24 protein-coding genes and 1 tRNA gene are annotated in these 23,547 nt (G+C 57.6%); 19 read left to right on the top strand and 6 right to left on the bottom strand.

What is annotated here, in order from left to right:
- The first annotated feature begins 15 nt into the window (after positions 1–15).
- A complete protein-coding gene (locus EDC26_RS04465; RefSeq protein WP_243700772.1) occupies positions 16–789 on the top strand; it encodes a DUF2182 domain-containing protein in 774 nt (257 codons plus the stop codon).
- Between the two features lie 141 nt (positions 790–930).
- Here the strand turns inward: EDC26_RS04465 and EDC26_RS04460 are convergent.
- Positions 931–1,007, bottom strand: a tRNA-Val gene (locus tag EDC26_RS04460).
- Between the two features lie 531 nt (positions 1,008–1,538).
- Between EDC26_RS04460 and thrS the strand changes: the two genes are divergently transcribed.
- The 6 genes from thrS (at position 1,539) to ptsP (ending at position 7,596) form a co-directional block, all read left to right on the top strand.
- Positions 1,539–3,476 carry a threonine--tRNA ligase gene (gene thrS, locus EDC26_RS04455; RefSeq protein WP_132580040.1) on the top strand — a complete coding sequence of 646 codons (1,938 nt, stop codon included), beginning with the start codon at positions 1,539–1,541 and terminating at the stop codon, positions 3,474–3,476.
- Positions 3,477–3,514: 38 nt separating this feature from the next.
- Positions 3,515–4,060, top strand: coding sequence for a translation initiation factor IF-3 (gene infC / locus EDC26_RS04450; protein ID WP_132580039.1), 546 nt, complete (start codon positions 3,515–3,517; stop codon positions 4,058–4,060).
- 72 nt (positions 4,061–4,132) lie between these two features.
- Complete coding sequence (gene gshB, locus EDC26_RS04445) at positions 4,133–5,092, top strand: glutathione synthase (RefSeq protein WP_132580038.1); 960 nt, start codon at positions 4,133–4,135, stop codon at positions 5,090–5,092.
- Complete coding sequence (locus EDC26_RS04440; RefSeq protein WP_132580037.1) at positions 5,093–5,494, top strand: PTS sugar transporter subunit IIA; 402 nt, start codon at positions 5,093–5,095, stop codon at positions 5,492–5,494.
- Positions 5,495–5,537: 43 nt separating this feature from the next.
- A complete protein-coding gene (locus EDC26_RS04435; RefSeq protein ID WP_132580036.1) occupies positions 5,538–5,807 on the top strand; it encodes an HPr family phosphocarrier protein in 270 nt (89 codons plus the stop codon).
- Positions 5,808–5,841: 34 nt separating this feature from the next.
- Complete coding sequence (gene ptsP, locus EDC26_RS04430) at positions 5,842–7,596, top strand: phosphoenolpyruvate--protein phosphotransferase (protein ID WP_132580035.1); 1,755 nt, start codon at positions 5,842–5,844, stop codon at positions 7,594–7,596.
- A gap of 4 nt (positions 7,597–7,600) precedes the next feature.
- On the opposite strand, the gene EDC26_RS04425 is transcribed toward ptsP, so the two are convergent.
- Together EDC26_RS04425 and EDC26_RS04420 are read right to left on the bottom strand one after the other, a co-directional pair.
- Complete coding sequence (locus EDC26_RS04425) at positions 7,601–8,827, bottom strand: ammonium transporter (RefSeq protein ID WP_132580034.1); 1,227 nt, start codon at positions 8,825–8,827, stop codon at positions 7,601–7,603.
- A gap of 97 nt (positions 8,828–8,924) precedes the next feature.
- Entirely contained in the window at positions 8,925–9,263 is a 339-nt protein-coding gene (locus EDC26_RS04420; protein WP_132580033.1) for a P-II family nitrogen regulator, read from the bottom strand.
- Positions 9,264–9,898: 635 nt separating this feature from the next.
- On the opposite strand from EDC26_RS04420, the gene EDC26_RS04415 reads away from it, so the two are divergent.
- Both EDC26_RS04415 and EDC26_RS04410 read left to right on the top strand, forming a co-directional pair.
- Positions 9,899–10,279, top strand: a complete 381-nt coding sequence (locus EDC26_RS04415) for a hypothetical protein (protein WP_132580032.1) — start codon at positions 9,899–9,901, stop codon at positions 10,277–10,279.
- Positions 10,280–10,377: 98 nt separating this feature from the next.
- A complete protein-coding gene (locus EDC26_RS04410; protein ID WP_132580031.1) occupies positions 10,378–10,617 on the top strand; it encodes an accessory factor UbiK family protein in 240 nt (79 codons plus the stop codon).
- Between the two features lie 13 nt (positions 10,618–10,630).
- Here EDC26_RS04410 and kynA read toward each other — a convergent pair whose 3' ends face one another.
- Positions 10,631–11,473 carry a tryptophan 2,3-dioxygenase gene (kynA, locus tag EDC26_RS04405; protein WP_132580030.1) on the bottom strand — a complete coding sequence of 281 codons (843 nt, stop codon included), beginning with the start codon at positions 11,471–11,473 and terminating at the stop codon, positions 10,631–10,633.
- 324 nt (positions 11,474–11,797) lie between these two features.
- Here kynA and EDC26_RS04400 point away from each other — a divergent pair, with 324 nt between their 5' ends.
- Complete coding sequence (locus EDC26_RS04400) at positions 11,798–13,342, top strand: YifB family Mg chelatase-like AAA ATPase (protein ID WP_132580029.1); 1,545 nt, start codon at positions 11,798–11,800, stop codon at positions 13,340–13,342.
- 114 nt (positions 13,343–13,456) lie between these two features.
- On the opposite strand, the gene EDC26_RS04395 is transcribed toward EDC26_RS04400, so the two are convergent.
- Complete coding sequence (locus EDC26_RS04395) at positions 13,457–13,819, bottom strand: PAS domain S-box protein (RefSeq protein WP_132580028.1); 363 nt, start codon at positions 13,817–13,819, stop codon at positions 13,457–13,459.
- 388 nt (positions 13,820–14,207) lie between these two features.
- Here EDC26_RS04395 and EDC26_RS04390 point away from each other — a divergent pair, with 388 nt between their 5' ends.
- The 9 genes from EDC26_RS04390 to EDC26_RS04350 all read left to right on the top strand — a co-directional run bounded on the left by EDC26_RS04390 (position 14,208) and on the right by EDC26_RS04350 (position 21,839).
- Positions 14,208–15,239 (top strand): phosphotransferase family protein, encoded by a 1,032-nt coding sequence (locus EDC26_RS04390; RefSeq protein ID WP_132580027.1) that lies wholly within the window; start codon positions 14,208–14,210, stop codon positions 15,237–15,239.
- The gene (locus EDC26_RS04385) at positions 15,232–15,594 is read left to right on the top strand and encodes a DUF6285 domain-containing protein (RefSeq protein WP_132580026.1); all 363 of its coding nucleotides are present in this window, start codon (positions 15,232–15,234) and stop codon (positions 15,592–15,594) included. The genes EDC26_RS04390 and EDC26_RS04385 overlap by 8 nt, the downstream gene beginning before the upstream one ends.
- A gap of 97 nt (positions 15,595–15,691) precedes the next feature.
- Positions 15,692–16,378, top strand: coding sequence for a TetR/AcrR family transcriptional regulator (locus EDC26_RS04380; RefSeq protein WP_132580025.1), 687 nt, complete (start codon positions 15,692–15,694; stop codon positions 16,376–16,378).
- 529 nt (positions 16,379–16,907) lie between these two features.
- The gene (rpmI, locus tag EDC26_RS04375; protein ID WP_132580024.1) at positions 16,908–17,105 is read left to right on the top strand and encodes a 50S ribosomal protein L35; all 198 of its coding nucleotides are present in this window, start codon (positions 16,908–16,910) and stop codon (positions 17,103–17,105) included.
- Between the two features lie 16 nt (positions 17,106–17,121).
- Complete coding sequence (gene rplT / locus EDC26_RS04370) at positions 17,122–17,481, top strand: 50S ribosomal protein L20 (RefSeq protein WP_132580023.1); 360 nt, start codon at positions 17,122–17,124, stop codon at positions 17,479–17,481.
- 68 nt (positions 17,482–17,549) lie between these two features.
- Entirely contained in the window at positions 17,550–18,572 is a 1,023-nt protein-coding gene (gene pheS / locus EDC26_RS04365) for a phenylalanine--tRNA ligase subunit alpha (RefSeq protein WP_132580022.1), read from the top strand.
- Between the two features lie 44 nt (positions 18,573–18,616).
- Positions 18,617–21,031: a phenylalanine--tRNA ligase subunit beta gene (gene pheT / locus EDC26_RS04360; protein WP_132580021.1), complete on the top strand. Its 2,415-nt coding sequence runs from the start codon at positions 18,617–18,619 to the stop codon at positions 21,029–21,031.
- A gap of 13 nt (positions 21,032–21,044) precedes the next feature.
- The gene (locus EDC26_RS04355; protein ID WP_425012266.1) at positions 21,045–21,359 is read left to right on the top strand and encodes an integration host factor subunit alpha; all 315 of its coding nucleotides are present in this window, start codon (positions 21,045–21,047) and stop codon (positions 21,357–21,359) included.
- Positions 21,360–21,446: 87 nt separating this feature from the next.
- The gene (locus EDC26_RS04350; RefSeq protein ID WP_132580019.1) at positions 21,447–21,839 is read left to right on the top strand and encodes a MerR family transcriptional regulator; all 393 of its coding nucleotides are present in this window, start codon (positions 21,447–21,449) and stop codon (positions 21,837–21,839) included.
- A 137-nt stretch (positions 21,840–21,976) separates the two neighbouring features.
- Here the strand turns inward: EDC26_RS04350 and EDC26_RS04345 are convergent, their stop codons facing one another.
- The gene (locus EDC26_RS04345) at positions 21,977–23,494 is read right to left on the bottom strand and encodes a DHA2 family efflux MFS transporter permease subunit (protein WP_132580117.1); all 1,518 of its coding nucleotides are present in this window, start codon (positions 23,492–23,494) and stop codon (positions 21,977–21,979) included.
- Positions 23,495–23,547 lie beyond the last annotated feature (53 nt).

Genomic DNA, 23,547 nt, shown 5'->3' with positions numbered 1-23,547 from the left:
GCAGATGGCTCGTTCATGGAATGGGCACTGCGGCATGACCGCGTGGTCGTCGCCTCCGGCTTGCTGGTGGTGATTCTGTTGTCGTGGGCGTATCTGCTCATGGGCGCCGGGATGATGCAGGAGATGGGCGGCATGCTGATGCCGATGAACATGAGGCCGTGGACGTTCGGCCATGTGGTTCTCGTGTTCGCCATGTGGGCGGTGATGATGGTCGCCATGATGCTGCCGAGCGCCGCGCCGACCATTCTGCTTTATGGCGTCATTGCGCGGCGCCGGGGCAAAGGAAACGCATTGGTCGCCGCTTCAAGTGCCTTTGTTTTTGGCTATGCGGTTGTCTGGGCGGCGTTCAGTCTGGCGGCCGTGGCGCTTCAATTCGGGCTCGAGCGTGCCGCGCTGGTTTCGTCCATGATGGAAACGACGAGCATTGCCGTGGCGGGCACGGTGCTGATCGCAGTCGGCCTGTGCCAGTGGACACCGCTGAAACAGGCCTGCCTGCGGCGCTGCCGCTCGCCGCTGGAGTTCATCACGGAGCACTGGCGGCCGGGAGTGGGTGGTGCATTCTGGATGGGTTCTCGGCACGGAATTTATTGTGTAGGATGCTGCGGGTCGCTGATGCTGCTGCTCTTTGTCGGCGGCGTCATGAACCTGGCGTGGATCGGCGGCCTCGCTTTGTTTGTCCTGATCGAGAAACTTGCGCCCGCCGGCCATTGGATCAGCTACGGAGCCGGAGTCCTGTTGGTGGCATGGGGCGTTGCGACTTTGCTCGGCCTGGCCAAGTGGTTTTTGTAGTAGTAAAAACGCGGATCGTTGTTGGCCCGGCCCGCCGTGTAAGGCCTTGCCCGGACGTATTGCGGCCGTGTTCGCCACGTGAGCCTGCTATGGAATTTTGGTCGAGAAATGCGACCGGACGGGACGCATTGAGGAATGTAATGGTAGGCAGTACTGGGTTCGAACCAGCGACCTCTACGATGTCAACGTAGCGCTCTAACCAACTGAGCTAACCGCCTTAAAGAGCAGAAGATTCTAGCCCATTTGCGGCGGGTTTGTCAAAAAGCCCGGCTGGCGAGTGGTGGTCGTAGTTGTTGGCAGCGGGTGTTTGTGTATTGGTCGGCGGGTGTTTGTGTATTGGCGAAAATGGCAGCCACAAGGGCTGCCGCTACAAAAACGTATCCGCAGCTTGTAGCGGCAGCCCTTGTGGCTGCCATCGTCGCAATGTACCCAGCATATGAATGCGCAATATGCGCCGCCTATGAACACACCGCATGCACCATCCACGAATAATCGGCTTTTTCACAACAGATCGCACGAAAAAACCCGCTTTTGACCGGCTTAGCCCTATGGAAGGCGGAACCCGCAAGGTTCCGGTGTTACACTAAAACAACACACAACGGTACAAAATTGATATGAATTCAAACGCCACGCGAACTACTACCCGGACTCCGTTGTAGCCGCTAGCGTATCGTGCATCAGCCAAATAGCTCATTCAAGTCTCCACAATACGCGGCCAGGGCCGCGTATTTTGTTTTTCAGGATAATTTATGGTTCACATTACCTTGCCCGACGGCTCGCAGCGCGAGTTTCCCGGCCCCGTATCTGTCAGCGATGTTGCGCAATCCATAGGCGCGGGCCTGGGGCGTGCCGCGCTGGCCGGGCGTGTGACGGTGGCGGGGGCTGAACCCAGGTTGGTCGACACCAGTTTTCTTATTGAAAAAGACGCGGGCCTGGCCATTATTACGGCCAAGGATGCGGCGGGCCTGGATTTGATCCGTCATTCCACAGCGCATTTGCTGGCCTATGCCGTCAAGTCCCTGTTCCCGGAGGCCCAGGTCACTATCGGCCCGGCCATCGAAAACGGCTTTTATTACGACTTTTCGTATAAGCGCCCGTTCACGCCCGAGGATCTGGAGAGCATTGAACAGAAGATGGCCGAACTGGCTAAAAAAGATGAGCCCGTAACGCGCGAAGAGTGGTTGCGCGATGACGCGGTGGCTTTCTTCAAGAGTATCGGGGAGCACTACAAAGCCGAAATCATTGGCGCCATACCGTCCAACGAGCCTATCAGCCTGTATCGCGAAGGCGACTTTATTGACCTGTGCCGCGGCCCGCACGTGCCATCTACCGGCAAGCTGAAGGTCTTCAAGCTGATGAAGGTGGCTGGCGCCTATTGGCGCGGCGACAGCAAAAACGAAATGCTCCAGCGCATTTACGGAACGGCGTGGGCGACCAAGGAAGAGCAGGCCGCTTATCTGATCATGCTGGAAGAGGCCGAAAAGCGTGACCACCGCAAACTGGGGCGCGAACTGGATCTGTTTCATTTCCAGGATGAGGCGCCGGGCCTGATTTTCTGGCATCCCAAGGGTTGGGCTTTGTGGCAGCAGGTCGAGCAGTACATGCGCACGGTCTATCAGGATAATGGCTATCAAGAGGTCAAGGCGCCGCAAATTCTCGATCTGTCTTTGTGGAAGAAGACGGGCCATTGGGATAATTACGCCGAAAACATGTTCACGACCGAGTCGGAAAACCGTGTCTACGGCTTGAAACCCATGAATTGCCCGGGCCATGTCCAAATTTTCAATGCCGGGCTGCGCTCTTATCGCGAGCTGCCGATTCGGTACGGCGAGTTTGGGCAGTGCCATCGCAATGAACCTTCGGGTTCCTTGCACGGCATGATGCGGGTGCGCGGCTTTACGCAAGACGACGGCCATATTTTCTGCACCGAAGAGCAGCTGCAGGATGAGTGCGCGGCATATACAACGCTTTTGCAAAAGGTCTATGCCGATTTCGGTTTTACCGACATTTTGTATAAAGTGGCGACGCGGCCTGACAAGCGCATCGGCTCCGACGAGGTCTGGGACAAGGCTGAGCACGCCCTGATGGAGAGCTTGAGCCGCACGAATTGCCAATTTGAAGTGTCGCCGGGCGAGGGCGCTTTTTATGGTCCCAAGGTCGAGTACACGCTGAAAGACGCCATTGGGCGGCAATGGCAATGCGGCACGATTCAGGTTGATTTTTCGATGCCGCAACGCCTGGGCGCTGAGTATGTCGATGCCAATGACCAGCGGCGCGCGCCGGTCATGCTGCATCGGGCCATTCTCGGGTCGCTGGAGCGTTTCATCGGTATGTTGATCGAAAATTACACGGGGGCGATGCCGCCGTGGCTGGCGCCCGAACAGGCCGTGGTGTGCTGTATTTCCGATCCATCAGCCGAATATGCCGACGAAATCGCCCGAAGCCTGAAAAAACAAGGGTTTAGGGTGTCTTCCGATTTGCGTGGGGAAAAAATCACCCGTAAAATCAGGGAGCATAGTATGCAAAAGGTGCCGTACATTCTGGTGGTGGGCGAAAAAGAACGCGCCGCCTCGACGGTGGCGGTACGCAGCCGTGGCGGAGTCGATCTGGGAGTCATGCCCCTGAACGACTTTACCGACCGATTGCGGCAGGATATCAAAGACCGGCGTAATGTCGGTCAAGTTTGACCCAAAGCTTATTTTTATTAATTCTAGGAGTTTAAGACATCGCTACCGAAAAACCTCATCACATCAACGCTGAAATCCGTGCTTTAGAAGTGCGGCTTATTGGAGTAGACGGCGAGCAGTTGGGTATTGTAAAAACCGTGGATGCTCTCCATCTAGCAGAACAAAGCGAAGTCGACCTGGTCGAAATCGCCCCCAATGCAGAGCCGCCGGTTTGCCGGTTGATGGATTATGGCAAGTTCAAGTACCAGGAGCAAAAGCGTCAGCAAGAGGCGCGTTCCAAACAGAAGGTCATACAGGTCAAAGAGGTCAAGTTCCGCCCGGGCACCGACGAAGGCGACTACCAGGTGAAGCTGCGCAATTTGCGCCGCTTTATCGACGAGGGCGACAAGGCCAAGGTCACCTTGCGTTTCCGCGGCCGCGAAATGGCTCACCAAGAGCTGGGCATGCGAGTGCTTGAGCGCGTGCGTGACGATTTGTCCGAGGTGTGCCTGGTCGAGGCCATGCCCAAGCTGGAAGGCCGTCAGATGGTAATGGTTTTGTCGCCGCGCAAAAAAGCGGTGGGCAAACAAGAGGTTGCCGCCTGATATTCAATTCGTGAAACCGACCATTGCTTTAATTTAGCCCGCTTTTGATGGGCGGGCGCTTGCGGGTGCCTTATGCATGTGTTATTTGTAATTGACCCTTTACCTTCGCTCAAGGCATACAAGGATTCTTCGGTTGCCATGATGCAAGCCTTGCGGGCTCGGGGCCATGTGCTAAGCGTGGCGCTGCAGGGCGATCTGTATATCGACGAAGGCACCGTCAAAGTGGTCGCCACGGCTATCGACCTGCTGGCCGGCGCGGACATGCATGGCCATGCGTGGTGGACCGAACGCGGTGCGCCCGCCGAAGTTGTACTTGCTTCGTTTGGCGCTGTAGTAATGCGCAAAGACCCTCCCTTCGACATGGAATACGTATACGCCACGCACTTGCTGGAGTACGCCCAGACGCAAGGGGCGCATGTTTTCAATTCCGGCGCAGCTATCCGCAACCACCCCGAAAAGCTGGCCATTACCGAGTTCTCGTCATTTACCTCGCCCACCTTGGTGTCGCGCGACATGGTGCGTCTGAAGGCTTTCCATGCCCACCATCAGGATGTCATCGTCAAGCCGCTCGATGGCATGGGCGGCACGGGTATTTTCCGCTTGCAGAAAACCGAGCCAAACTTGGGCTCCATTCTTGAAACCCTCACCGATAACGGCCGTCGTACGATCATGGCGCAACGTTATATTCCCGAAATCGTCAATGGCGACAAGCGCATCTTGTTGATTGGCGGCAAGCCTGTGCCCTATGCGCTCGCGCGTATTCCGCTGGCTGGCGAATCGCGCGGCAATCTCGCCGCGGGCGGCCGTGGTGTGGCTCAGGCCTTGTCGCCGCGCGACCGCGAAATTGCCGAGACGATCGGGCCGCGGCTGGCTGAACGCGGCCTTTTGCTGGTGGGGCTCGATGTCATTGGCGATTATCTGACTGAAGTCAACGTTACCAGCCCCACCTGTTTTGTGGAAATCACCGAGCAGACCGACTTCAATGTCGCCGACTGTTTTGCTGTGGCGCTGGAACAGGCGGCGGAGGCATAAATGGCTCGGGTCGTACTCGTCATGCATGCTCCGCTTGCCAGCGCCTTTTCCGAATGCGCCCGGCACGTGCTGGGCGCCAAGCCGGACCTTGCTGTCTTCGATGTCAAGCCTGAGGACTCGCCTGATCAGCTAACGCCGCGCCTTGCGCGGCTGCTGACCGAAGCCGGCCAGGAAGGGGTATTGGTTTTATGCGATATATTTGGAGCGACGCCGTTCAATATTGCCCAGAAGGCGCTTAAACTGGCTGCCGAGCAGGGTACATCAGGCCATGTTGTGACGGGCACCAATTTATGCATGGTGCTAAAGGCCCTTACCGATCAACAGAAAAGCCCGGACGAACTCTGCGAGAGTGTACGGCTGGGAGCTCTGAAGGGGATTGTGGCGGCTGATTCGAAACCTTGATTTTCCGTGTGTTAGCTTTGTGCCTTAAATTAAAAAAAATCCTATGCCAACTATCGATATCGTTATACGCAACAAATTGGGTTTGCACGCTCGGGCGGCGGCCAAACTGACACAGCTGGCCGGCAAGTTCAGCGCCGATATTTTTATCGCCCGCGGGGCTCAGCGGGTCAACGCCAAGAGTATCATGGGAGTCATGATGCTGGCTGCAGGCTTGGGCGTTACCGTCAAGGTCGACGCGCAGGGCGCCGATGCCGGGCCGGCGCTTGAAGCTATCCAGCATTTATTCGATAACAAATTCGGCGAACAAGAATAGGCTTGGCCGCCTTCCCTTCATGCGGGACCTCTGAATGACAGCCTCCATGCGCTCTTCTCCCGACTGCGGCCCGATGCTGTGCCTGCAGGGTCAGGGCGTTGTCAGGGGGGTGGCCATTGGCCGTGCGGTGGTCATGGGGGCCGCAGCGCTTGAAGTCGTTCACTATCGCATTCAGGAAGCCGACGTTGCGGCTGAATGCACACGCCTGAAAAACGCCCTGGAGCATGCCTGCAGCGAATTGCAGAACATGGCCAATAGCCTGCCTGCCGATGCTCCGCGAGAGCTCGCGGCCTTGCTGACGGTGCACAGCATGCTGCTGGGCGATCCCATGCTCTCGGCGCAAACCTGCGAACTTATCGTGCAGCGGCAGTACAACGCCGAGTGGGCATTAACGACGCAGGGTCAACTGCTGGGCGAGCAGTTTGCCGCCATGGAAGACGAATACCTGCGTGAGCGCGGCACCGACATACGTCAGGTCATCGAGCGTGTCCTGCGCGTGCTGTCGGGTTCCACGGTGCTGTTGCCGCATCTGGACTCCCAAGACCCCGATGCATTGCTCATCGTGGTGGCGCGCGATATTTCGCCCGCCGACATGCTGCGTTTGCGCGGCGCGCGTTTTGGCGCTTTCCTTACCGATCTGGGCGGCCCCACCTCGCATACGGCCATTGTTGCGCGCAGCATGAACGTGCCTGCCGTGGTGGGGCTGGGTCATGTGCGTACGCTGGTGCGCGATGGCGACATCCTGATCGCCGACGGTTCAACGGGCGCGGTCCTGGTCAATCCTTCAGAACAGGTTCTGATCGAATACCGCCGGCGCCAGACTGCCTATGCCGACGAGCGGGCCACGCTGGGTTTGCTGCGGGACGCTCCAGCTGTTACGCTCGACGGCATCGCCATTCGCCTCGAAGCCAATATCGAATTGCCTGAAGAGGCGACGACCGCATTGGCGGCAGGGGCCGACGGCATCGGCTTGTTTCGCAGCGAATTCCTTTTTATGGGCCGGTCCGATTTGCCCGGTGAAGACGAGCAATATCAGGCCTACGCGTCGGTGGTGCGGATCATGGCAGGGCGGCCCGTTACCATCCGTACGCTGGATATCGGGTCCGACAAGACCCTCGATGGCGAGGTGACAGTCGCGACCAATCCGGCGCTTGGCCTGCGCGCAATCCGTTATTGCCTGGCCAATCCCGAGCTATTTGCAACGCAGTTGCGGGCGCTTTTGCGTGCCTCGTCGCATGGCCCGGTGCGCATTCTTATTCCCATGATCTCGCATATGCACGAGGTTTATGCAACGCGCCAAGCCATTGCGGCGGCGCGTGCCGAGCTTGATGCGCGCGGCCAGGCCTATTCCGGCAACATCGCTTTAGGCGCCATGGTCGAAATTCCGGCCATCGCCATCGCCATCGACCCCTTTGTGGAAAATCTGGATTTTCTATCCATAGGCACCAACGACCTGATTCAATATACGCTGGCCATCGATCGCGGCGACAACGATGTGGCCAGCCTGTACGATCCGATGCATCCGGCGGTTTTGCGGTTGATTGCGCACACCATCAATGCGGGAGAACGAACCGGCAAGCCGGTGGCGGTTTGCGGCGAAATGGCAGGCGATGCACGCGTTACGCGCATGCTGCTGGGCCTGGGCCTCAAAGAATTCTCCATGCACCCGCAGCAGTTGCTCGATGTAAAGAAAGAAGTGCGCCTGGCCCATACCAACGCACTGCGCGTCAAGGTGGCGTCGGCGCTGAATCGCGCCGAGCGCATTGATCTGGCCGACCTCGATAGCTGAAAAATCACGGATGGTAGGCGGATTCGCCGTGCGACTGTACGTCCAGCCCTTCGCGCTCCACATCCCTGGCGACTCGCAGCCCGCATATCTTGTCCGCAACGAAGTAGGCAAAGAGGGCGCATAGCCCGGACCACACCAGGGTGATGGCAATGCCTTCGAACTGAATCCACAGCTGGTGGGGTATCTCAGACAAGGTCTTCAGTCCAGGGCCGCCCAGCGGTTGTGCGTTGAAGATGCCTGTGAGCAGGGCTCCGACGATACCTCCCACACCGTGGATGCCGAAAACGTCGAGCGCATCATCGGCTCCCAGGCGGCGTTTCAGGCCGTTGACGCCCCAAACGCAAATCGCGCCGGCCAGCAAGCCGATAACCAGGGCGCCTCCGGGGCCTACCAGCCCCGCGGCGGGGGTAATGCCCACCAGTCCGGCCACCATCCCTGATACCGCCCCCAGCAGCGAGGGTTTGCCTTTGTAGCGCCATTCCACGACCGTCCACGCGATGACACCGGCTGCTGTTGCCAGAAGCGTGTTGAAGAAGGCCAGCGCGGCGGTTTCGTTGGCGCTTAGCGCCGAGCCTGCATTGAAGCCGAACCAGCCTACCCACAACAGGCTTGCGCCGATCATGACCATAGGCAAGTTGTGGGGCTGCATCGACTCGCGTTTATAACCTACGCGTGGCCCGACATAGTAGGCGCCGACCAGGCCGGCTATCCCGGCATTGATGTGCACGACCGTGCCGCCGGCAAAGTCCAGGGCGCCTTGTTTGAATAGCCAGCCGTCCGACCCCCAGACCATATGGGCAATGGGTAGGTAGGCGAATGTCATCCAGATGGCGGTGAATACCAGTACGGCGGCGTATTTGACGCGCTCGGCAAATCCGCCCACGATCAGCGCGCAGGTGATGCCGGCAAAAGTCGCCTGAAATGACGCGAAGGTGATTTCCGGGATGGTTCCGGCCAGTGTGAATTTTTGGGTCGACAAATTGAGCATGCCGCCGAAGAACAGGCGTGAAAAGCCGCCGATCACCGCGCTGGCAGGGGTGAACGCCAGGGTGTAGCCGTAGATGAACCACAAGACGGTGACCAGGCAAAAGACGGTCAGCACCTGGATCATGATGGACAGCACGTTCTTGCTGCGCACCAGGCCGCCGTAAAACAGCGCCAGTCCGGGCACGATCATCAGCAAAACCAGTATTGTCGACAGGCTTACCCAGACTAAATCTGCTTTATCCATATGTTTCTCCGAAAATGGTTTGTATTGATTGCGTCATGGCAGTGCGTGTTGGCCGGCGCAGCTGATGGCGGCATGGATCCTGATCCGGGTAGGGTGGCTACAGTGCGCTGTCGCCTGATTCGCCCGTGCGAATTCGTACGGCTTGTTCGATCGGGGTCACGAATATTTTTCCATCGCCAATCTTGCCGGTATGAGCCGCTGCACTCAGGTTCTCAATGGCGAGCTCCACAGCGCTATCGGGTACGGCCATTTCCAGCCTCAGCTTGGGCAGGAAGTCCACGGTGTATTCGGCGCCGCGATAGAGTTCCGTGTGGCCTTTCTGGCGCCCGAACCCTTTGACCTCGGTAACGGTCATTCCCTGTATGCCAAGCTCCGAGAGCGCTTCACGCACCTCGTCGAGCTTGAACGGTTTGATAATGGCGGTGATCAGTTTCATAGTGGCTTCCGGAAGTAGGCTTGTGCATTCAAATAAGCAACTTCCGTGCCAGATTTTTGATACGGCTCAATTGCCGTTTTGATTGCGAAGGGCTTGCCACCCACAAGGGGTGGCGCTACATGCGACGCATATTTGTAGCGGCACCCCTTGTGGGTGCCATCTCCAACCTGATCCCAGGCCGCCCCCATACGCAAAGCCCACAATCGGTGCAACTCATCCAGAAACGCACCAAACCAGTGCGCATTCCTTGGGCCATAAATGCACTTATTGTTCAATCCGATTATTCAAAGCGGAGCTTTGACACAATTCCTCCTCTACCAGCCAGATTAGTTTGGCGATTTACCGCACAAAATGGTAACCAAACCTTGGTGTATGGAGGCATTTGTGTCTTGGTGTACGAAACTGGATTGGGCAAATAACCGTAAAGACCCGGGCTATGCACGGCCTGCGGGAGAAATGCCAAACATATAATAATTTTTATTGAAATCAGGATTTACACTAATGCCGCTCTCAAACGAGACTCTGTGGCTAGAATTGTAACTAAGCCAGTTGTAACGAGCTCGCTGCTGAACCGTTAGTCGCATCGGAGTCGGCACAAGATTTTCAGGCGACGTTGGATAAGGAAGGAACATATTATGCAAAAGACCCGTACACATCTCGCTATCATTGCAATGGTCGCGTCAATGGGCTTGCTCGCGGCATGCTCAAAAGGGGAAGACACCAAACCTGCTGCTTCCTCCGCACCAAGCTCGGAAGCGCCCGCCCCAAGCCCGACTCCGTCAACGACGCCGCCCACGCCCGCGCCTTCGAGCGGTTCGATCGACAAAGCGAAAGAGTCGGTCAAGGATGCGGCAAGCAGCGTGGCTGACAAAGCAGGTCAGCTGAAGGACAGCGCTGCAGAGAAGGCCGGCCAGATGGGCGACGCCATCAAGAAAGGTGCGGCCGATGCCAATCAGGCTATTCAGGACAAGGTGGGTAACGGTGCGACGCCGCCCGCACCGACACCGAGCAAATAGTGCCAATCCCAATGTAAAATGCGGGATACGAAAAATGGGCCGGACGGCCCATTTTTTTACTACACTGATCGCTTCCAACCTATTATCCGGAGCCTGCCATGATCAACCGTACCGATTGGTTCGAAGACTTTCAAAAGAATATGTCCGACCTGATTGCCAAAAGCCCGGCTGCCGATATCGAACGCAATGTCAAAGCCATGATGGCGCAGACCTTTTCCCGGCTCGACCTGATTACCCGCGAAGAGTTCGACATACAAGTCGGCCTGCTCGAACGTGCATTGGCCCGCATCGATGCGCTGGAAGCCCGGATCAAAACGCTGGAATCAAATCCGGACTGACCTCGGCCGATTGTTAAAGATTAGTGCGCAGGCGCCACAGCTCGGGGAACAGCACGACATCGAGCATCTTGCGCAAATAGCTCACTCCGTCGGTGCCGCCTGTGCCACGCTTGAAGCCGATAATCCGCTCTACGGTCGTGACGTGCCGAAAACGCCATTGGCGAAACGAATCTTCCAGATCGACCAGCTTTTCGCCCAGCTCATATAAGTCCCAATAATGGGTCGGATCCCGGTACACCTGCAGCCAGGCGGCTTCCACTGAAGGGTCGTATTCGGTTCCTTTGGTTGGGTCCCGATTCAGTCGCTCGGCGCTGATGGCAAGGCCCTTGCGCGCCAGCAGTTGTATGGCGCCCTCGTAAAGCGAGGGTGTCTCGAGCGCTTTTTGCACATGCGCCAGGCGTTCGGGGTGGTGCGCGTGCGGGCTTAGCATGGCGGCGTTTTTATTGCCCAGAATAAACTCGATTTCGCGATATTGGTACGATTGAAACCCTGACGATTTCCCCAGGTAGGGGCGCATCGCCGTATATTCAGGCGGCGTCATCGTGGCCAGAACCGTCCAGGCCTGCACCAGTTGATCCATGATGCGCGAGACGCGCGCCAGCATTTTGAAGGACGGCCCTAGAAGGCTCTGCCCGATATGATCTCGAGCCGCGCGCAATTCATGCAGCATAAGCTTCATCCACAGTTCGGAGGTTTGATGTTGAATGATAAACAGCATCTCGTTGTGCTCGGGTGAGAGTGGATGCTGCGCGGCAAGCAACTGATCCAGCGCCAGGTAGTCGCTATAGCTCATGTCTTTGGAAAAATCCAGGCTGGCGTCATGCCAGGCGGCAGGTTCTTCGGAATGGGGACACATCGCGGGTTTCCTTGTTTGGGGATTGCCTGATATGGTACTGCGGCCAAGCTGTACCGTGATTTTGTAGCGGCAGATCTGTAGCGACAGGCCTTGTGCCTGTCATCGATGCAAGATACCACCTTGGCTATCCACGATTTTGGCAGCCACAAGGGCTGCCACTACATTAACGACGGACAGCGTTTGTAGCGGCAGCCCTTGTGGCTGCCAACGCGCGTTCCAGCGTACCTCTCCCAACGGATAAAAACAGTCATTTCGCCGCCAGGCAGCGTGTCCGCCGCACGATACTGTTCCATATAGCCGGGCATCCGGGGTCGGGAGAAGAACATGTCATTGGCGGCGTTGGCGAGCCTGGCGCTCTATGGGCTGGAGGCCTTTCCGGTACGGGTTGAAGTCCACGTAGGGCCGGGGTTGCCCGCCTTTCACATCGTAGGTTTGCCTGACACCGGCGTGCGCGAAAGCCGCGAGCGCGTGCGCTCGGCCATCATCAGCAGCGGGCTGGAGTTTCCTGCCGGGCGCATTACGGCCAATTTGGCGCCCGCCGATCTGCCCAAAGACTCCGGCCGCTTTGATTTGCCCATTGCACTGGGTGTTTTGCTTGCCTCCGGTCAGGTAACGCCGTGGCAGCAGGGTGGGGTAGGCACCGGCCCGGATGTCGATTTGTCAGGCTATGTATTCGCGGGAGAGTTGTCGCTGACGGGCGCCGTCGTATCGGTGAACGCGCCGTTGGCGATTGCCTTGGCGGTGGCGCGCCGCGATCCTTTGGTGCGTTTGATTCTGCCCGCCGCGTGCGCCGGAGTGGCGGCCCGCGTGCCAGGGTTAACGGTGCTCGCGGCGCAACGTCTGCTCGATGTGGTCGCTCATTTTTCAGGGGCGGCCAACTTGCCCAGTGCGCAGCCCGAGGCGCTGCCCGCAGCCGTTTCCAGCACGCCGTGCCTGTCCGACGTGAGAGGGCAGGCAATGGCCCGTCGCGTGTTGGAAATTGCCGCGGCGGGCGGCCACAGTTTACTGATGGCCGGCCCGCCCGGCGCCGGCAAGAGCATGCTGGCGCATCGTCTGCCGGGTTTGCTGCCACGTTTGAGCGCCGAGCAGGCGCTAGAGGTGGCGGCCCTGTCCAGCGTCAGCGGTCGCGGTTATACGGTAAGCGATTTGCCGCCATTTCGTGCCCCGCATCATAGCGCCTCCGCGCCGGCGCTAGTGGGCGGAGGCGCGCTTCCCAGGCCAGGTGAAATAAGTATGGCCCACCACGGAATTTTGTTTCTCGACGAACTGCCCGAGTTCGATCGGCGCGTGTTGGAGTCTCTGCGCGAGCCTATCGAAATGGGCCGTATCTCGATCGCGCGTTCTTCTCGCACGCTTACCTTTCCGGCCGCATTCCAGCTTATTGCGGCCATGAATCCTTGCCCGTGCGGATGGTTGGGGCACAGAAAGATGCGCTGTGCGTGCAGCGCCGATCGCATCGAGAAATATCGCGACAAGATCTCCGGCCCGTTGCTGGATCGAATCGATCTGCAGATTGCCCTGTCTGCCGTTGACGACGGTTGGTTCGATGCGCCGCTGGGCGAGGCGTCCGCTCCGGTGCGCGAGCGGGTAGAGCGCTGCCGCGCCCGGCAGTTGGCGCGCCAGGCGCTGCCTAACGCAAAGTTGGGCGTCGGCGACCTGGATCGCTATTGTGTGCTTGACGGCGCGGCGAAAAATCTTCTCAAGCAGGCCATGTTGCGCTGGAGCTGGTCGGCGCGGGTCGTGCACCGCGTGTTGCGAGTGGCGCGCACCTTGGCCGATTTGAGCGAACTCGATACGCTCGGGGCCGCCCAGGTGGCCGAGGCGATACAGTACCGTCAGCCCTGGGGAAGCCGGCCCGATCCGCAATGATATGTAGCGACAGGCCTTGTGCCTGTCATCGGCGCAAGAACAATGGCAGCCACAAGGGCTGCCCCTACAGAAACGTGTGCGTGGATCATGTAGCGACAGGCCTCGTGCCTGTCATCAGGCATCCATTCGCCTCGCCATGGCGACTGCGCCTATGGATTGCCCGGAGGCATCGAGGACGACGGCGAAGCTCATCTGCACGTATAGCTTGTTGTTTGATTTACACAGGGCGCGGGTTCGGGTGGGAACCCCACCCAGTCGAGTCTTCCCTGCTTCTATTGCATGGGAAAAACCTCGCCAATGAGCCTCTCGTAAACGTTCGGGAATAATGAGGTCGACGTTCGCGCCAATGGCTTCGGCGGTGCTGAACTCGAACAAGCGCTCTGCGGCTTGGTTCCAGATACGGATAATCCCTTGTTTATCGATGACGATGACTGCGTCCGCAGTCTGTTCAAGGGCCAAGGTGTGAAGGTCGGTCATGATGGGTTCGGTGTTTGTGGAAAAGCGGGGTTAAGTGCGGCGATGCATCAACTTGTCGGCATGGCTATGTGGCCGATTTTGTTCTTCGCTGGAACAATTGTCAATTGTGGTATGAAGAATCTGGTATGTGAAATGCAAATATGGCGTGGTAGCGGGCGGGTAGTAATCGGGGGGGTATTCGTGAAAATGGCAGCCACAAGGGCTGCCGCTACAAAAGCGTGGATGTGAATGTAGCGACAGGCCTTGTGCCTGTCATCGACGCAAGAAATGGAGCTCCATGTTTTTGCTAACATAGAACACTTACTCTATTTTTATGGTTTCCCCGGGAGCTCGCCATGAACCAGGATTTCCGCCCGACAGAAAAAATTGCGCCGGCCGGAGGCTAGGCGTGGATCCTGATGAAATAGGCCGCGCTCTGGCGCGTTATATCAAAGATCAAACCGGTGCCACGCGTGTCGATGTCATAGAGTTTTATCGTTTATCGGGTGGGGCGATACAGAGCAACTATGCGTTAACGGTCGATTGTGCCGGTGGGCATCGCCCTGGGCGGCTGGAGCTGGTTGTGCGCAGCGATTCGCCGTCGCAGATCGATTTCAGCCTGACGCGTGAGCAGGAGTTTCGGGTTTTGAGCGTGGCCCACGAGGCGGCAGTAACGGTTCCACAACCGCTATACCTGTGCATGGATGAATCCATCATGGGGCATGTCTTTTCCGTTATGACGCGGGTAAAGGGCGCCGCCGATGCGCGCAAGCTGGTTCGCGGCGGCCTGACTCCCTGCCAGGCCGACAGCCTGACGCGGCGGTTGGGCCTTGAGCTGGCACGACTGCACCAGATTCAGCCGCCCGATACGCGTCTTGATTTTTTGCCTGTGCCGGGACAATCGCCTGCGCTGGCACGCGTACAGGAATATCGCCGGGCGCTTGGCGCGATACCCGAACCGCACCCGGCGCTTGAGTTGTCTCTGAACTGGCTGCAAGATCATGCACCCGAAAAATACGATATAACGCTTTGCCACGGCGATTTTCGAACCGGCAACTATATGGTCGACGACGGACAATTGACCGGGATACTGGATTGGGAGTTTGCTGCGTGGAACGATCCCTACGAAGACTTGGGCTGGATCTGCTCGAAAAGCTGGCGGTTCGGCGCCAACGCCAAGGCGGTGGGCGGCGTGGGCGACAAGGAAACGTTTTTCAATAGCTATTCGAGCCTGTCGGGCAGGCTGGTCGACTCAGGCAAGGTGCTTTATTGGGAAGTGATGGGTATGACTCGCTGGGCGATCATTGCCCTGCAGCAGACGCGGCGGTATTTGTCGGGTGAACAGTTGTCGCTGGAGCTGGCCCTGACGGGGCGCTTGCTGCCCGAAATCGAGTTTGATCTGCTTACTCAAATTGACGAGTTGGAGTCGGGCCATGAATAATCGTCCGTATGGCAACGAGCTGCTTCACGCTGCGCGCCAGGCTTTGCTCGATGGGCTTTTGCCGCTGTTGCCTGCCGATAGAACCTATGATGCGTTGATGATCGCCAACGCAATGGCTATTGCCGCGCGCGAACTGGAATCCCGCGGGTGGCCTGATGATCGTGTCAATGATCAGATCGCCCGGTTCTATCGCGATTTGGGCTTGGGCGACGCTGGTGCAAGCGAAGCAGGCCTTGCGCTGAAAATCAGAAATCGCCTGATTGATAAGTCGCAATATCCACGTCTGCGTGTTTTGCTTTTGGCCATGACTCGTGAAAAGCTCGCCATCAGCAACCCGAAACATCTTCGCAAGTAAGCCTTGTTTTCATCATGAATGGATTTCAATCCGGGCCAGATACATCCGTTCAGGACAGCCCTATACCCGTGTGCTCAAAATTCAGGTGGAAAATCCGATGATTGCCGATTTCGAAACTTTCAAGATCGAGCTTAGTTTATCCAAAGTCGAAATTTGTCGCGAGCTATACCATCAGAACAGAGGCTTGATCCGCATAAAGAAGGAACATGTGGCGGTGAAGAATTTGGTGCGCATTATTGATTCGACTTTGCGCCTGACCCGCTCCAAAGGGTTTCACGCCATGTCCTTGCGCGATCTCTGCGCCGATTCGGGTTTCAGCATTGGCGGCCTGTACGCCTATATAAAGAATAAGGATGACTTGCTCTATCTGATTCAGAGCCATGGCATTTTGCTGTTGCGGCGAACGATGCTTGCGTATATTCAGGATATCGAGTCGCCGATGGATAAGTTGTCTGCAGCCTTGAAGGCGCATGTGTACCTCAGCGAGTTGATGCTTGCCTGGTTTTATTTTTCGTATATGGAGACCAAGAGCCTTCCCGAAAGGCACAAAAGGGAAGCCGTCGCCATCGAGCTGGAAATTGAGGACATCTTTTTCGGAATTATCCAGGAAGGCATCGCGTCCAGCCTTTTCAGGGCGGTCGATGCGCGCTTGCTTGCCTCGCTGACCAAGGCCATGATGCAGGACTGGTACCTGAAACGGCATAAATACCGTAAACAGGGCGTCAGCGTCGAGCAGTACCCCGAGTTCGTCAGGGATGTGCTGGCAAGTTACTTGCTGCGGTAGCCGCTTTGGCGGCGGCAGACTATGCCACGTTTCTGTAGCGGCAGCCGTGCATATCTGCGACGGCAGCCGTGAGCTTCTGTAGCGGCAGCCCTTGTGGCTGCCATAATCCTTGGCCACCAAAAGGTAGTGCCTTGCATCGATGACAGGCACAAGGCCTGTCGCTACAACCTGTCGCTACAACCTGTCGCTACAACCTGTCGCTACAACCTGTCGCTACAACCTGTCGCTACAAAATTCGCGCGCACATCCTTTTCCGTCACTCCAAAGGAAGGGAAAGAGGCAAGTTGGACAAGCTGAACGAAAACATCATATAATCAAGGGCTTTCCCAATATTCTTCCCAACAAAGCTTTCGGGTGCATGTTTTCGTACCTGTCGGATATGGCGGCGGGCGTATCCATTACGTGTCAACCACGTGATAACCGCGCAAGAATACCTGGGACATAAGCCTAAATAAGTGATTGCAGGGTTGTGCAAGTATTGTCAGTGTGTTTGGCAATCACCCGCTGTCATAATCAAAGAGTGCGCATCATGCCCAAGATGAAGTCCAAGAAAGGCGCTTCCAAGCGCTTTAAGGTTCGCGGTAGCGGATCGATCAAGCGAGGTCAGGCGTTCAAGCGCCACATATTGACCAAGAAAACGACCAAGAGCAAGCGCCAGCTGCGCGGTTCAACCGCAGTGCATAAATCAGACGTCGCCTCGGTCAAGGCAATGTTGCCTTTCGCTTGATAATCGGAGATCTACTATGCCTCGCGTAAAACGCGGCGTTACTGCCCGTGCCCGTCACAAAAAAGTTATTAAAGCAGCCAAAGGTTATCGCGGTCGCCGCGGTAATGTGTTCCGTATCGCCAAACAGGCGGTCATGCGCGCCGGGCAATATGCCTATCGCGATCGTCGCAATAAAAAACGTACGTTCCGTGCTTTGTGGATCACGCGTATCAATGCGGCCTGCCGTGAACTGGGCGTTTCGTACAGCGTGTTTATCGCTGGCACGAAAAAAGCCTCTATCGAGTTGGATCGTAAGGTATTGGCCGATATGGCCGTGCATGACAAGGCGGGTTTTGCCGCTGTCGTCGCTCAGGCGCAATCTGCTCTAGCTGCCTGACCCTTCGATTCCGTATTGCTGCGAACGGGGCTCTATCTGGGCTCCGTTTGTATTTGGAAAAACCACACATGACCTCTGCGCGTGATGACCTGCTGGTTCAGGCCGAAGAACAATTCGCCGCTTCCGCCGATGCGGCGGCGCTTGAAAATGCCAAAGCAAAATTTCTGGGCAAGCAAGGGGCTCTGACCACCTTGCTCAAGGGCCTGGCGCGGCTCGACCCGGAACAGAAGCGGGCCGAAGGCGCCCGCATCAATCAGCTCAAGCAGGGAATCGAGGAACTGCTCAACGGCCGGCGCGCCCAATTGGCGCAAGCCGACCTCGACCGGCGCCTGGCCTCCGAGACCATCGATGTGTCTCTTCCCGGACGCGGACGAGGCATGGGCGGCATACATCCGGTGATTCAAACCTGGCAGCGCGTCGAGGCGATTTTTCGTTCGATCGGATTTGATGTGGCCGATGGCCCCGAAATCGAAAATGACTGGACCAACTTTACGGCGCTGAATAACCCTGAGAATCACCCGGCGCGGTCCATGCAGGACACGTTTTATGTGGACATGCAGGATCAGCATGGCTTGCCGCTGCTGCTGCGTACCCATACCAGCCCCATGCAGGTGCGTTATGCACGTATGAACCGGCCGCCCATCAAGGTGATCGCCCCGGGGCGCACCTACCGCGTCGACAGCGATGCCACCCATTCGCCCATGTTCCACCAGGTCGAAGGCTTGTGGATTGCCGAGGATATTTCCTTTGCGGATCTCAAAGGCGTTTATACCAATTTCCTGCGGGCGTTTTTTGAAACCGACGATTTGTCGGTGCGTTTTCGCCCCTCGTTTTTTCCGTTTACCGAACCTTCGGCCGAAATCGACATGATGTTTACGTCGGGTCCGAATCAGGGGCGCTGGCTGGAAATTTCGGGCTCGGGCCAGGTGCATCCCGAAGTCGTACGCAATTTTGGTCTCGACCCTGAACGCTATATTGGTTTTGCGTTTGGCTCCGGGCTGGAGCGCCTGACCATGCTGCGCTACGGCGTTAACGACTTGCGCCAGTTTTTCGAAGGCGATCTGCGGTTTTTACGCCAGTTCAATCGCTAGCACCGTGCTGCGGTTTTAAACGTTAAACGAATCGAACTCATACTATGCAATTTCCTGAATCCTGGCTGCGTACCCTCGTTAATCCCGATCTCGATACTCAGGCTTTGTCGCATCTCCTGACGATGGCCGGGCTGGAAGTGGAAGATACCTGCCCGGCGGCGCCGCCTTTCAGTGACGTCGTGGTAGCGCGCATCACGGCGATTGCACCGCATCCCAATGCGGACAAGCTGCATATCTGTCAGGTTGACGACGGGACGGGTACGCCGTTGCAAATTGTTTGTGGCGCTCCCAATGCCGCGGCGGGCTTGACCGTGCCGCTGGCGCGCATCGGGGCCGAGTTGCCGGGCGGCATGAAAATCGGCAAGGCCAAGATGCGCGGCGTGGAGTCGTTCGGCATGCTGTGTTCGGCGCGTGAGCTGGGCTTGTCGCAAGACCATGCGGGCCTGCTGGAACTGGACGCCAGCTCGGTAGCCGGACAGCCCTTGCGCGACGCGCTCGATCTTGACGATACCCTGTTTACCCTGAAGTTGACGCCCAATCGCGCTGACTGCCTGTCGATCCTGGGCGTGGCACGCGAAGTCTCCGCGCTGACCCGCGCGCTGTTGACGCCGCCAACAGCCCAGCCCGTAGCCGCGACGCTGGCCGATCGTTTGCCTGTCTCGATAGAGGCCCCGGATTTGTGCGGCCGTTTTGCCGGCCGCATCCTGCGCGGGGTCAATGCGCGAGCGGCGACGCCGGCGTGGATGAAGGCGCGTCTTGAAAAATCGGGACAGCGTTCGATTTCGGCACTGGTCGATATTTCCAATTACGTCATGCTGGAATTAGGCCGGCCGACCCATGTTTTCGATCTGCAGCGGATTCAGGGCGGCCTGACGGTGCGCTGGGCGCACGAGGGCGAATCGCTCGAACTGCTCAACGGCCAAACGGTGGCGCTGGGCGCCGATGTTGGCGTGATCACGGCGGGCGAGGCAGTCGAAAGCCTGGCAGGCATCATGGGCGGCGAAGCGACAGCCGTAACGCTGGACACGACCGATATTTATCTCGAGGCGGCGTTCTGGTGGCCCGACGCCATCATGGGCCGGGCCCGGCGCTACAAATTCAGCTCGGAGGCGAGCCATCGCTTTGAACGCGGCGTCGATTTTGAATCCGTGGTCGAGCATCTGGAGTACATGACGCGCCTGCTGGTCGACATTTGCGGTGGCCAGGCGGGCCCGATCGATGATCAGGTGGTCAACTTGCCTGCCCGCCAGCCGGTGAAAATGCGCCTTGACCGCTGCCATCGTGTGCTGGGAGTGCCCGTTGGGCGTGAAGAAGTCGAGAAAATATTTACCCGTCTGGGTCTGCCTTTCCGCATGGAGGACGGCGCCTTTATCGTCACTCCGCCCTCCTATCGGTTCGATTTGTTTATTGAAGAAGACCTGATCGAGGAAATTGCACGGGTTTACGGTTTCGAGCGGATCCCCGCCGTGGCGCCCATGGCGCGCGCGCAAATGCGTACGGTGCCCGAAACCTTGCGTGGCCCTCATGCCTTGCGTCAGAACATGGCCGACCTGGATTACCAGGAAGTGATCAATTTTTCCTTTGTCGAAGAATCCTGGGAGCACGACTACGCGGGCAATGCCGATCCCATCAAATTGCTCAATCCCATCGCCAGCCAATTGGCGGTGATGCGATCGAGCTTGATGGGCGGCCTGGTGGCCAACATCCGGTATAACGCCAATCGCAAACAAAGCCGGGTGCGCGTATTCGAGTTGGGCCGGGTCTTTGCCCGCGATGCCGGCGTGATCGACGGCGACTTGAGCGTCGCCGGGGTTCGTCAGCCGCAGCATTTGGCGGGGGCTGCCTGGGGGCCGGTGCTCGATGAGCAATGGGGCGCTCCATCGCGCCAGGTCGATTTCTACGATGTCAAGAAAGACGTCGAAACCTTGCTGGGCGCACGTGCCCACGATCTGCTTTGTGTCGCGGCGCCTCATCCGGCGCTGCATCCGGGTCGTTGCGCGCGTCTGGTTCTGCAGGGTCATGAGATAGGCTGGATCGGAGAGTTGCATCCGCGCTGGGTTCAGTTGTCTGAATTGAATCATGCGCCGGTGGTGTTTGAACTGGATGTGGCGGCGATTTCCACGGTCCGCTTGGCCGAGCCTGTCGAGTTGTCGCGCCAGCCTGTGGTGTTGCGAGATCTCGCTGTATGGGTTCGTTCGGATATTTCGTACCAGGCTTTGCACGATACCTTGAACCAGACGATTGCATCGGATGCCAAATTAGGTATAGTTCAAGACATTCGATTGTTTGATGTCTGGCGTGATAAGGCGACCCAAGCCGATGGCCCGGAAAAAAGCCTGGCATTTCGCTTTTGGTTACAAGATCCGGCGGCAACGTTGGACGATGCACGTGTAGAACAGTGTATAAATCGATTATTAGAGGCGCTGGTTAGCGCTCATGGGGTACGTTTGCGTGCATGAGGAGATTACATTAATGGCCCAAGAAGACACTTCCACTTTAACCAAGGCAGAGTTGGCGGAACTGTTGTTTGATCGTGTTGGTTTGAACAAGCGCGAAGCCAAAGATATTGTGGATACCTTTTTTGAAGAGATTCGTGACTCCCTGGCGCGCGGTGTCGAGGTCAAATTGTCCGGGTTCGGTAATTTCCAGGTGCGCGACAAGCCGCCGCGTCCGGGACGCAACCCCAAGACCGGCGAAATCATTCCTATTGCGGCGCGGCGAGTGGTGACTTTTCACGCCAGTCAAAAGCTTAAAGGAGTGGTTGAACCGCCCGCCGCCGTTGATTGATTTCGGGCTCGGCCAGTCTTTCGACGCCAGCGTGAGGATGCCGAACTCGATTTTTGCGTTGTTAACTAATCAGCATACAATCCGCACATGAGCCCAACCGAACCACCCGTTACTTTGCCGCCCATACCCGCCAAGCGCTACTTCACGATCGGCGAGGTCAGCGACTTATGTTGCGTCAAGCCTCATGTATTACGCTATTGGGAGCAGGAGTTCACCCAGCTCAAGCCAGTCAAGCGTCGCGGTAATCGTCGTTATTATCAACACCACGAGGTCCTGCTGATTCGCCGTATACGCGATTTGCTTTACGAGCAGGGCTTCACCATCAGCGGCGCACGCAATCGCCTGGGCGACACGCGCGAAGCGCCGCACGATCAGGACGCCGCCGTGCGCCTGAGCGGCCAGGAATTACAGTCACTGCGCGCTGACCTGATGGCCGTTCGAGAGCAGCTTGCGCAGGCTCTGGGTGAGTCTTCGCATTGATTGGCATGGCAGCCACAAGGGCTGCCGCTACAAAACCTACCTAACTACAAAACCTACCCGTCGCTCATGTAGCGGCACCCCTTGTGGGTGCCAAATCAGCGCCGCGCAATGACTAGGCCAATCAAAACAGCCCATGCCTATTCCGCCGCCGCAATCACGACGTCCTTGTCCTCAGCCGATACCGGATTTTCTGCTTTTTTTTCCCGCATCAGCCACAGGCAGGGAATGGACAGCAGGGTCATCCAGAACATCAGCCGGAAATCATCCATATACGCGATAAACGAGGCCTGGTTCTGTAATATCGAATTCAGGGCGGCCATGCCGGTAGTGGTGCTTAAATCGAAGGTGTTCGCGAACGCGTAGTGCCCCGTCGCCAACGCGCCGGGGGTAATATGCTCGGCCAGCGAACTATGCATGGTCGCTGTGTTGCGGACCAGCAGCGTCTGCATGACCGAGATGCCGATACTGCTGCCTATGTTGCGCGACAGGCTGTAGATGGCGGTGCCTTCGGACCTCAGATGCCTGTCCAGTGTAGAGAACGTCATGGTGGTCAGCGGCACGGAAGTGAACCCGATACCCATGCCTTGTATGAATCCCGGCCATATGATGTTCCATTGGGCAACTTGCGGGGCATATTCCGACATTTGCCAAAGCGAAACCGCGGTCAGCCCAAATCCCAGCGCCAGTATCAGACGGCTGTCCATGCGGCCCACCATGCGCCCTGCCATCAACATCGCAATCATCGTGCCCAGGCCGCTGGGCGCGGTCACCAGTCCGGTCGTGGTGACTGGGTAGTCCATCAGATTCTGCAGCAGGGGAGGCAGCAGCGCACGCGTTGCATACAGCAGCAGGCCGAGCAGAAAATAGAATGCCAGGCCGGTAACGAAATTGCGGTCTTTCAGCAGTTTGGTGTTGAAAAACGTATCGCCGCTATCGGTGGCCGTGTGCAGCAAGAAATAGACAAAGGCGATAACGGCGCCTATCGCTTCGAGACGGATTTCTATCGAGCCGAACCAGTCCTGCTGCTCGCCGCGATCCAGCAGCAATTGCAATAGGCCGATGGCCAGGGCCAGCATCGAGAAGCCGAACCAGTCGAAACGTTTCAGGATTTTTGTGGCGGAGTTGCGGATGTAGAAATAAACGCCGAGGAACGACAAAATTCCCACCGGCAAATTGATCAAAAATACCCAGCGCCATGACATGTTGTCCGTTAGCCAGCCTCCCATTGTCGGCCCCAGTATGGGGCCCAGCATGACGCCCATGCCCCATACCGCCATGGCGCGGGCATGGCGTTCGGGAGGATTGATGTCCAGCATCACGGATTGAGACAATGGCACCAGTGCGGCACCGAATACGCCTTGCAGCAAGCGGGCGCAAACCATTTCGAATAGGTTTCCGGACATGCCGCACAGCAGCGAGCTGGCGGTAAAGCCGGCAATCGAAATCAGGAAAATCGTTTTGCGGCCGTAGCGGCCGGCCAGCCAGCCGGTAACCGGTGTGGTGATGGCGGCCGCGACGATATAAGACGTCAGCACCCAGGTGATTTGATCCTGCGATGCCGATAGGCCGCCGGCCATATGCGGTAATGCCACATTGGCGATCGTGCTGTCCAGCGTTTGCATGATCGTGGCAAGCATGATCGATATCGTGATCATGGCCCGATGCGGCTCAGGGGCGTCTTGCGAGTTATCGATCACAGTAGGTTCTG

This window comes from Paralcaligenes ureilyticus (assembly GCF_004346225.1).
GTDB lineage: Bacteria > Pseudomonadota > Gammaproteobacteria > Burkholderiales > Burkholderiaceae_B > Paralcaligenes > Paralcaligenes ureilyticus.
This window is presented reverse-complemented; position numbering and strand designations above follow the sequence as displayed.

Excerpts from the sequence above, each read along its gene's own strand:
- EDC26_RS04415 (WP_132580032.1), top strand. The coding sequence starts at position 9,899 with ATGCAAAAGACCCGTACACATCTCGCTATCATTGCAATGGTCGCGTCA.
- EDC26_RS04355 (WP_425012266.1), top strand. The coding sequence starts at position 21,045 with ATGGCCCAAGAAGACACTTCCACTTTAACCAAGGCAGAGTTGGCGGAA.
- EDC26_RS04395 (WP_132580028.1), bottom strand. The coding sequence starts at position 13,819 with ATGACCGACCTTCACACCTTGGCCCTTGAACAGACTGCGGACGCAGTC.
- pheT (WP_132580021.1), top strand. The coding sequence starts at position 18,617 with ATGCAATTTCCTGAATCCTGGCTGCGTACCCTCGTTAATCCCGATCTC.
- EDC26_RS04465 (WP_243700772.1), top strand. The coding sequence starts at position 16 with ATGGAATGGGCACTGCGGCATGACCGCGTGGTCGTCGCCTCCGGCTTG.
- EDC26_RS04440 (WP_132580037.1), top strand. The coding sequence starts at position 5,093 with ATGGCTCGGGTCGTACTCGTCATGCATGCTCCGCTTGCCAGCGCCTTT.
- EDC26_RS04380 (WP_132580025.1), top strand. The coding sequence starts at position 15,692 with ATGATTGCCGATTTCGAAACTTTCAAGATCGAGCTTAGTTTATCCAAA.
- EDC26_RS04385 (WP_132580026.1), top strand. The coding sequence starts at position 15,232 with ATGAATAATCGTCCGTATGGCAACGAGCTGCTTCACGCTGCGCGCCAG.
- EDC26_RS04410 (WP_132580031.1), top strand. The coding sequence starts at position 10,378 with ATGATCAACCGTACCGATTGGTTCGAAGACTTTCAAAAGAATATGTCC.
- rpmI (WP_132580024.1), top strand. The coding sequence starts at position 16,908 with ATGCCCAAGATGAAGTCCAAGAAAGGCGCTTCCAAGCGCTTTAAGGTT.
- EDC26_RS04400 (WP_132580029.1), top strand. The coding sequence starts at position 11,798 with ATGTCATTGGCGGCGTTGGCGAGCCTGGCGCTCTATGGGCTGGAGGCC.
- thrS (WP_132580040.1), top strand. The coding sequence starts at position 1,539 with ATGGTTCACATTACCTTGCCCGACGGCTCGCAGCGCGAGTTTCCCGGC.
- EDC26_RS04425 (WP_132580034.1), bottom strand. The coding sequence starts at position 8,827 with ATGGATAAAGCAGATTTAGTCTGGGTAAGCCTGTCGACAATACTGGTT.
- ptsP (WP_132580035.1), top strand. The coding sequence starts at position 5,842 with ATGACAGCCTCCATGCGCTCTTCTCCCGACTGCGGCCCGATGCTGTGC.
- kynA (WP_132580030.1), bottom strand. The coding sequence starts at position 11,473 with ATGTGTCCCCATTCCGAAGAACCTGCCGCCTGGCATGACGCCAGCCTG.
- EDC26_RS04345 (WP_132580117.1), bottom strand. The coding sequence starts at position 23,494 with ATGATCACGATATCGATCATGCTTGCCACGATCATGCAAACGCTGGAC.
- EDC26_RS04420 (WP_132580033.1), bottom strand. The coding sequence starts at position 9,263 with ATGAAACTGATCACCGCCATTATCAAACCGTTCAAGCTCGACGAGGTG.
- EDC26_RS04350 (WP_132580019.1), top strand. The coding sequence starts at position 21,447 with ATGAGCCCAACCGAACCACCCGTTACTTTGCCGCCCATACCCGCCAAG.
- pheS (WP_132580022.1), top strand. The coding sequence starts at position 17,550 with ATGACCTCTGCGCGTGATGACCTGCTGGTTCAGGCCGAAGAACAATTC.
- EDC26_RS04435 (WP_132580036.1), top strand. The coding sequence starts at position 5,538 with ATGCCAACTATCGATATCGTTATACGCAACAAATTGGGTTTGCACGCT.
- gshB (WP_132580038.1), top strand. The coding sequence starts at position 4,133 with ATGCATGTGTTATTTGTAATTGACCCTTTACCTTCGCTCAAGGCATAC.
- rplT (WP_132580023.1), top strand. The coding sequence starts at position 17,122 with ATGCCTCGCGTAAAACGCGGCGTTACTGCCCGTGCCCGTCACAAAAAA.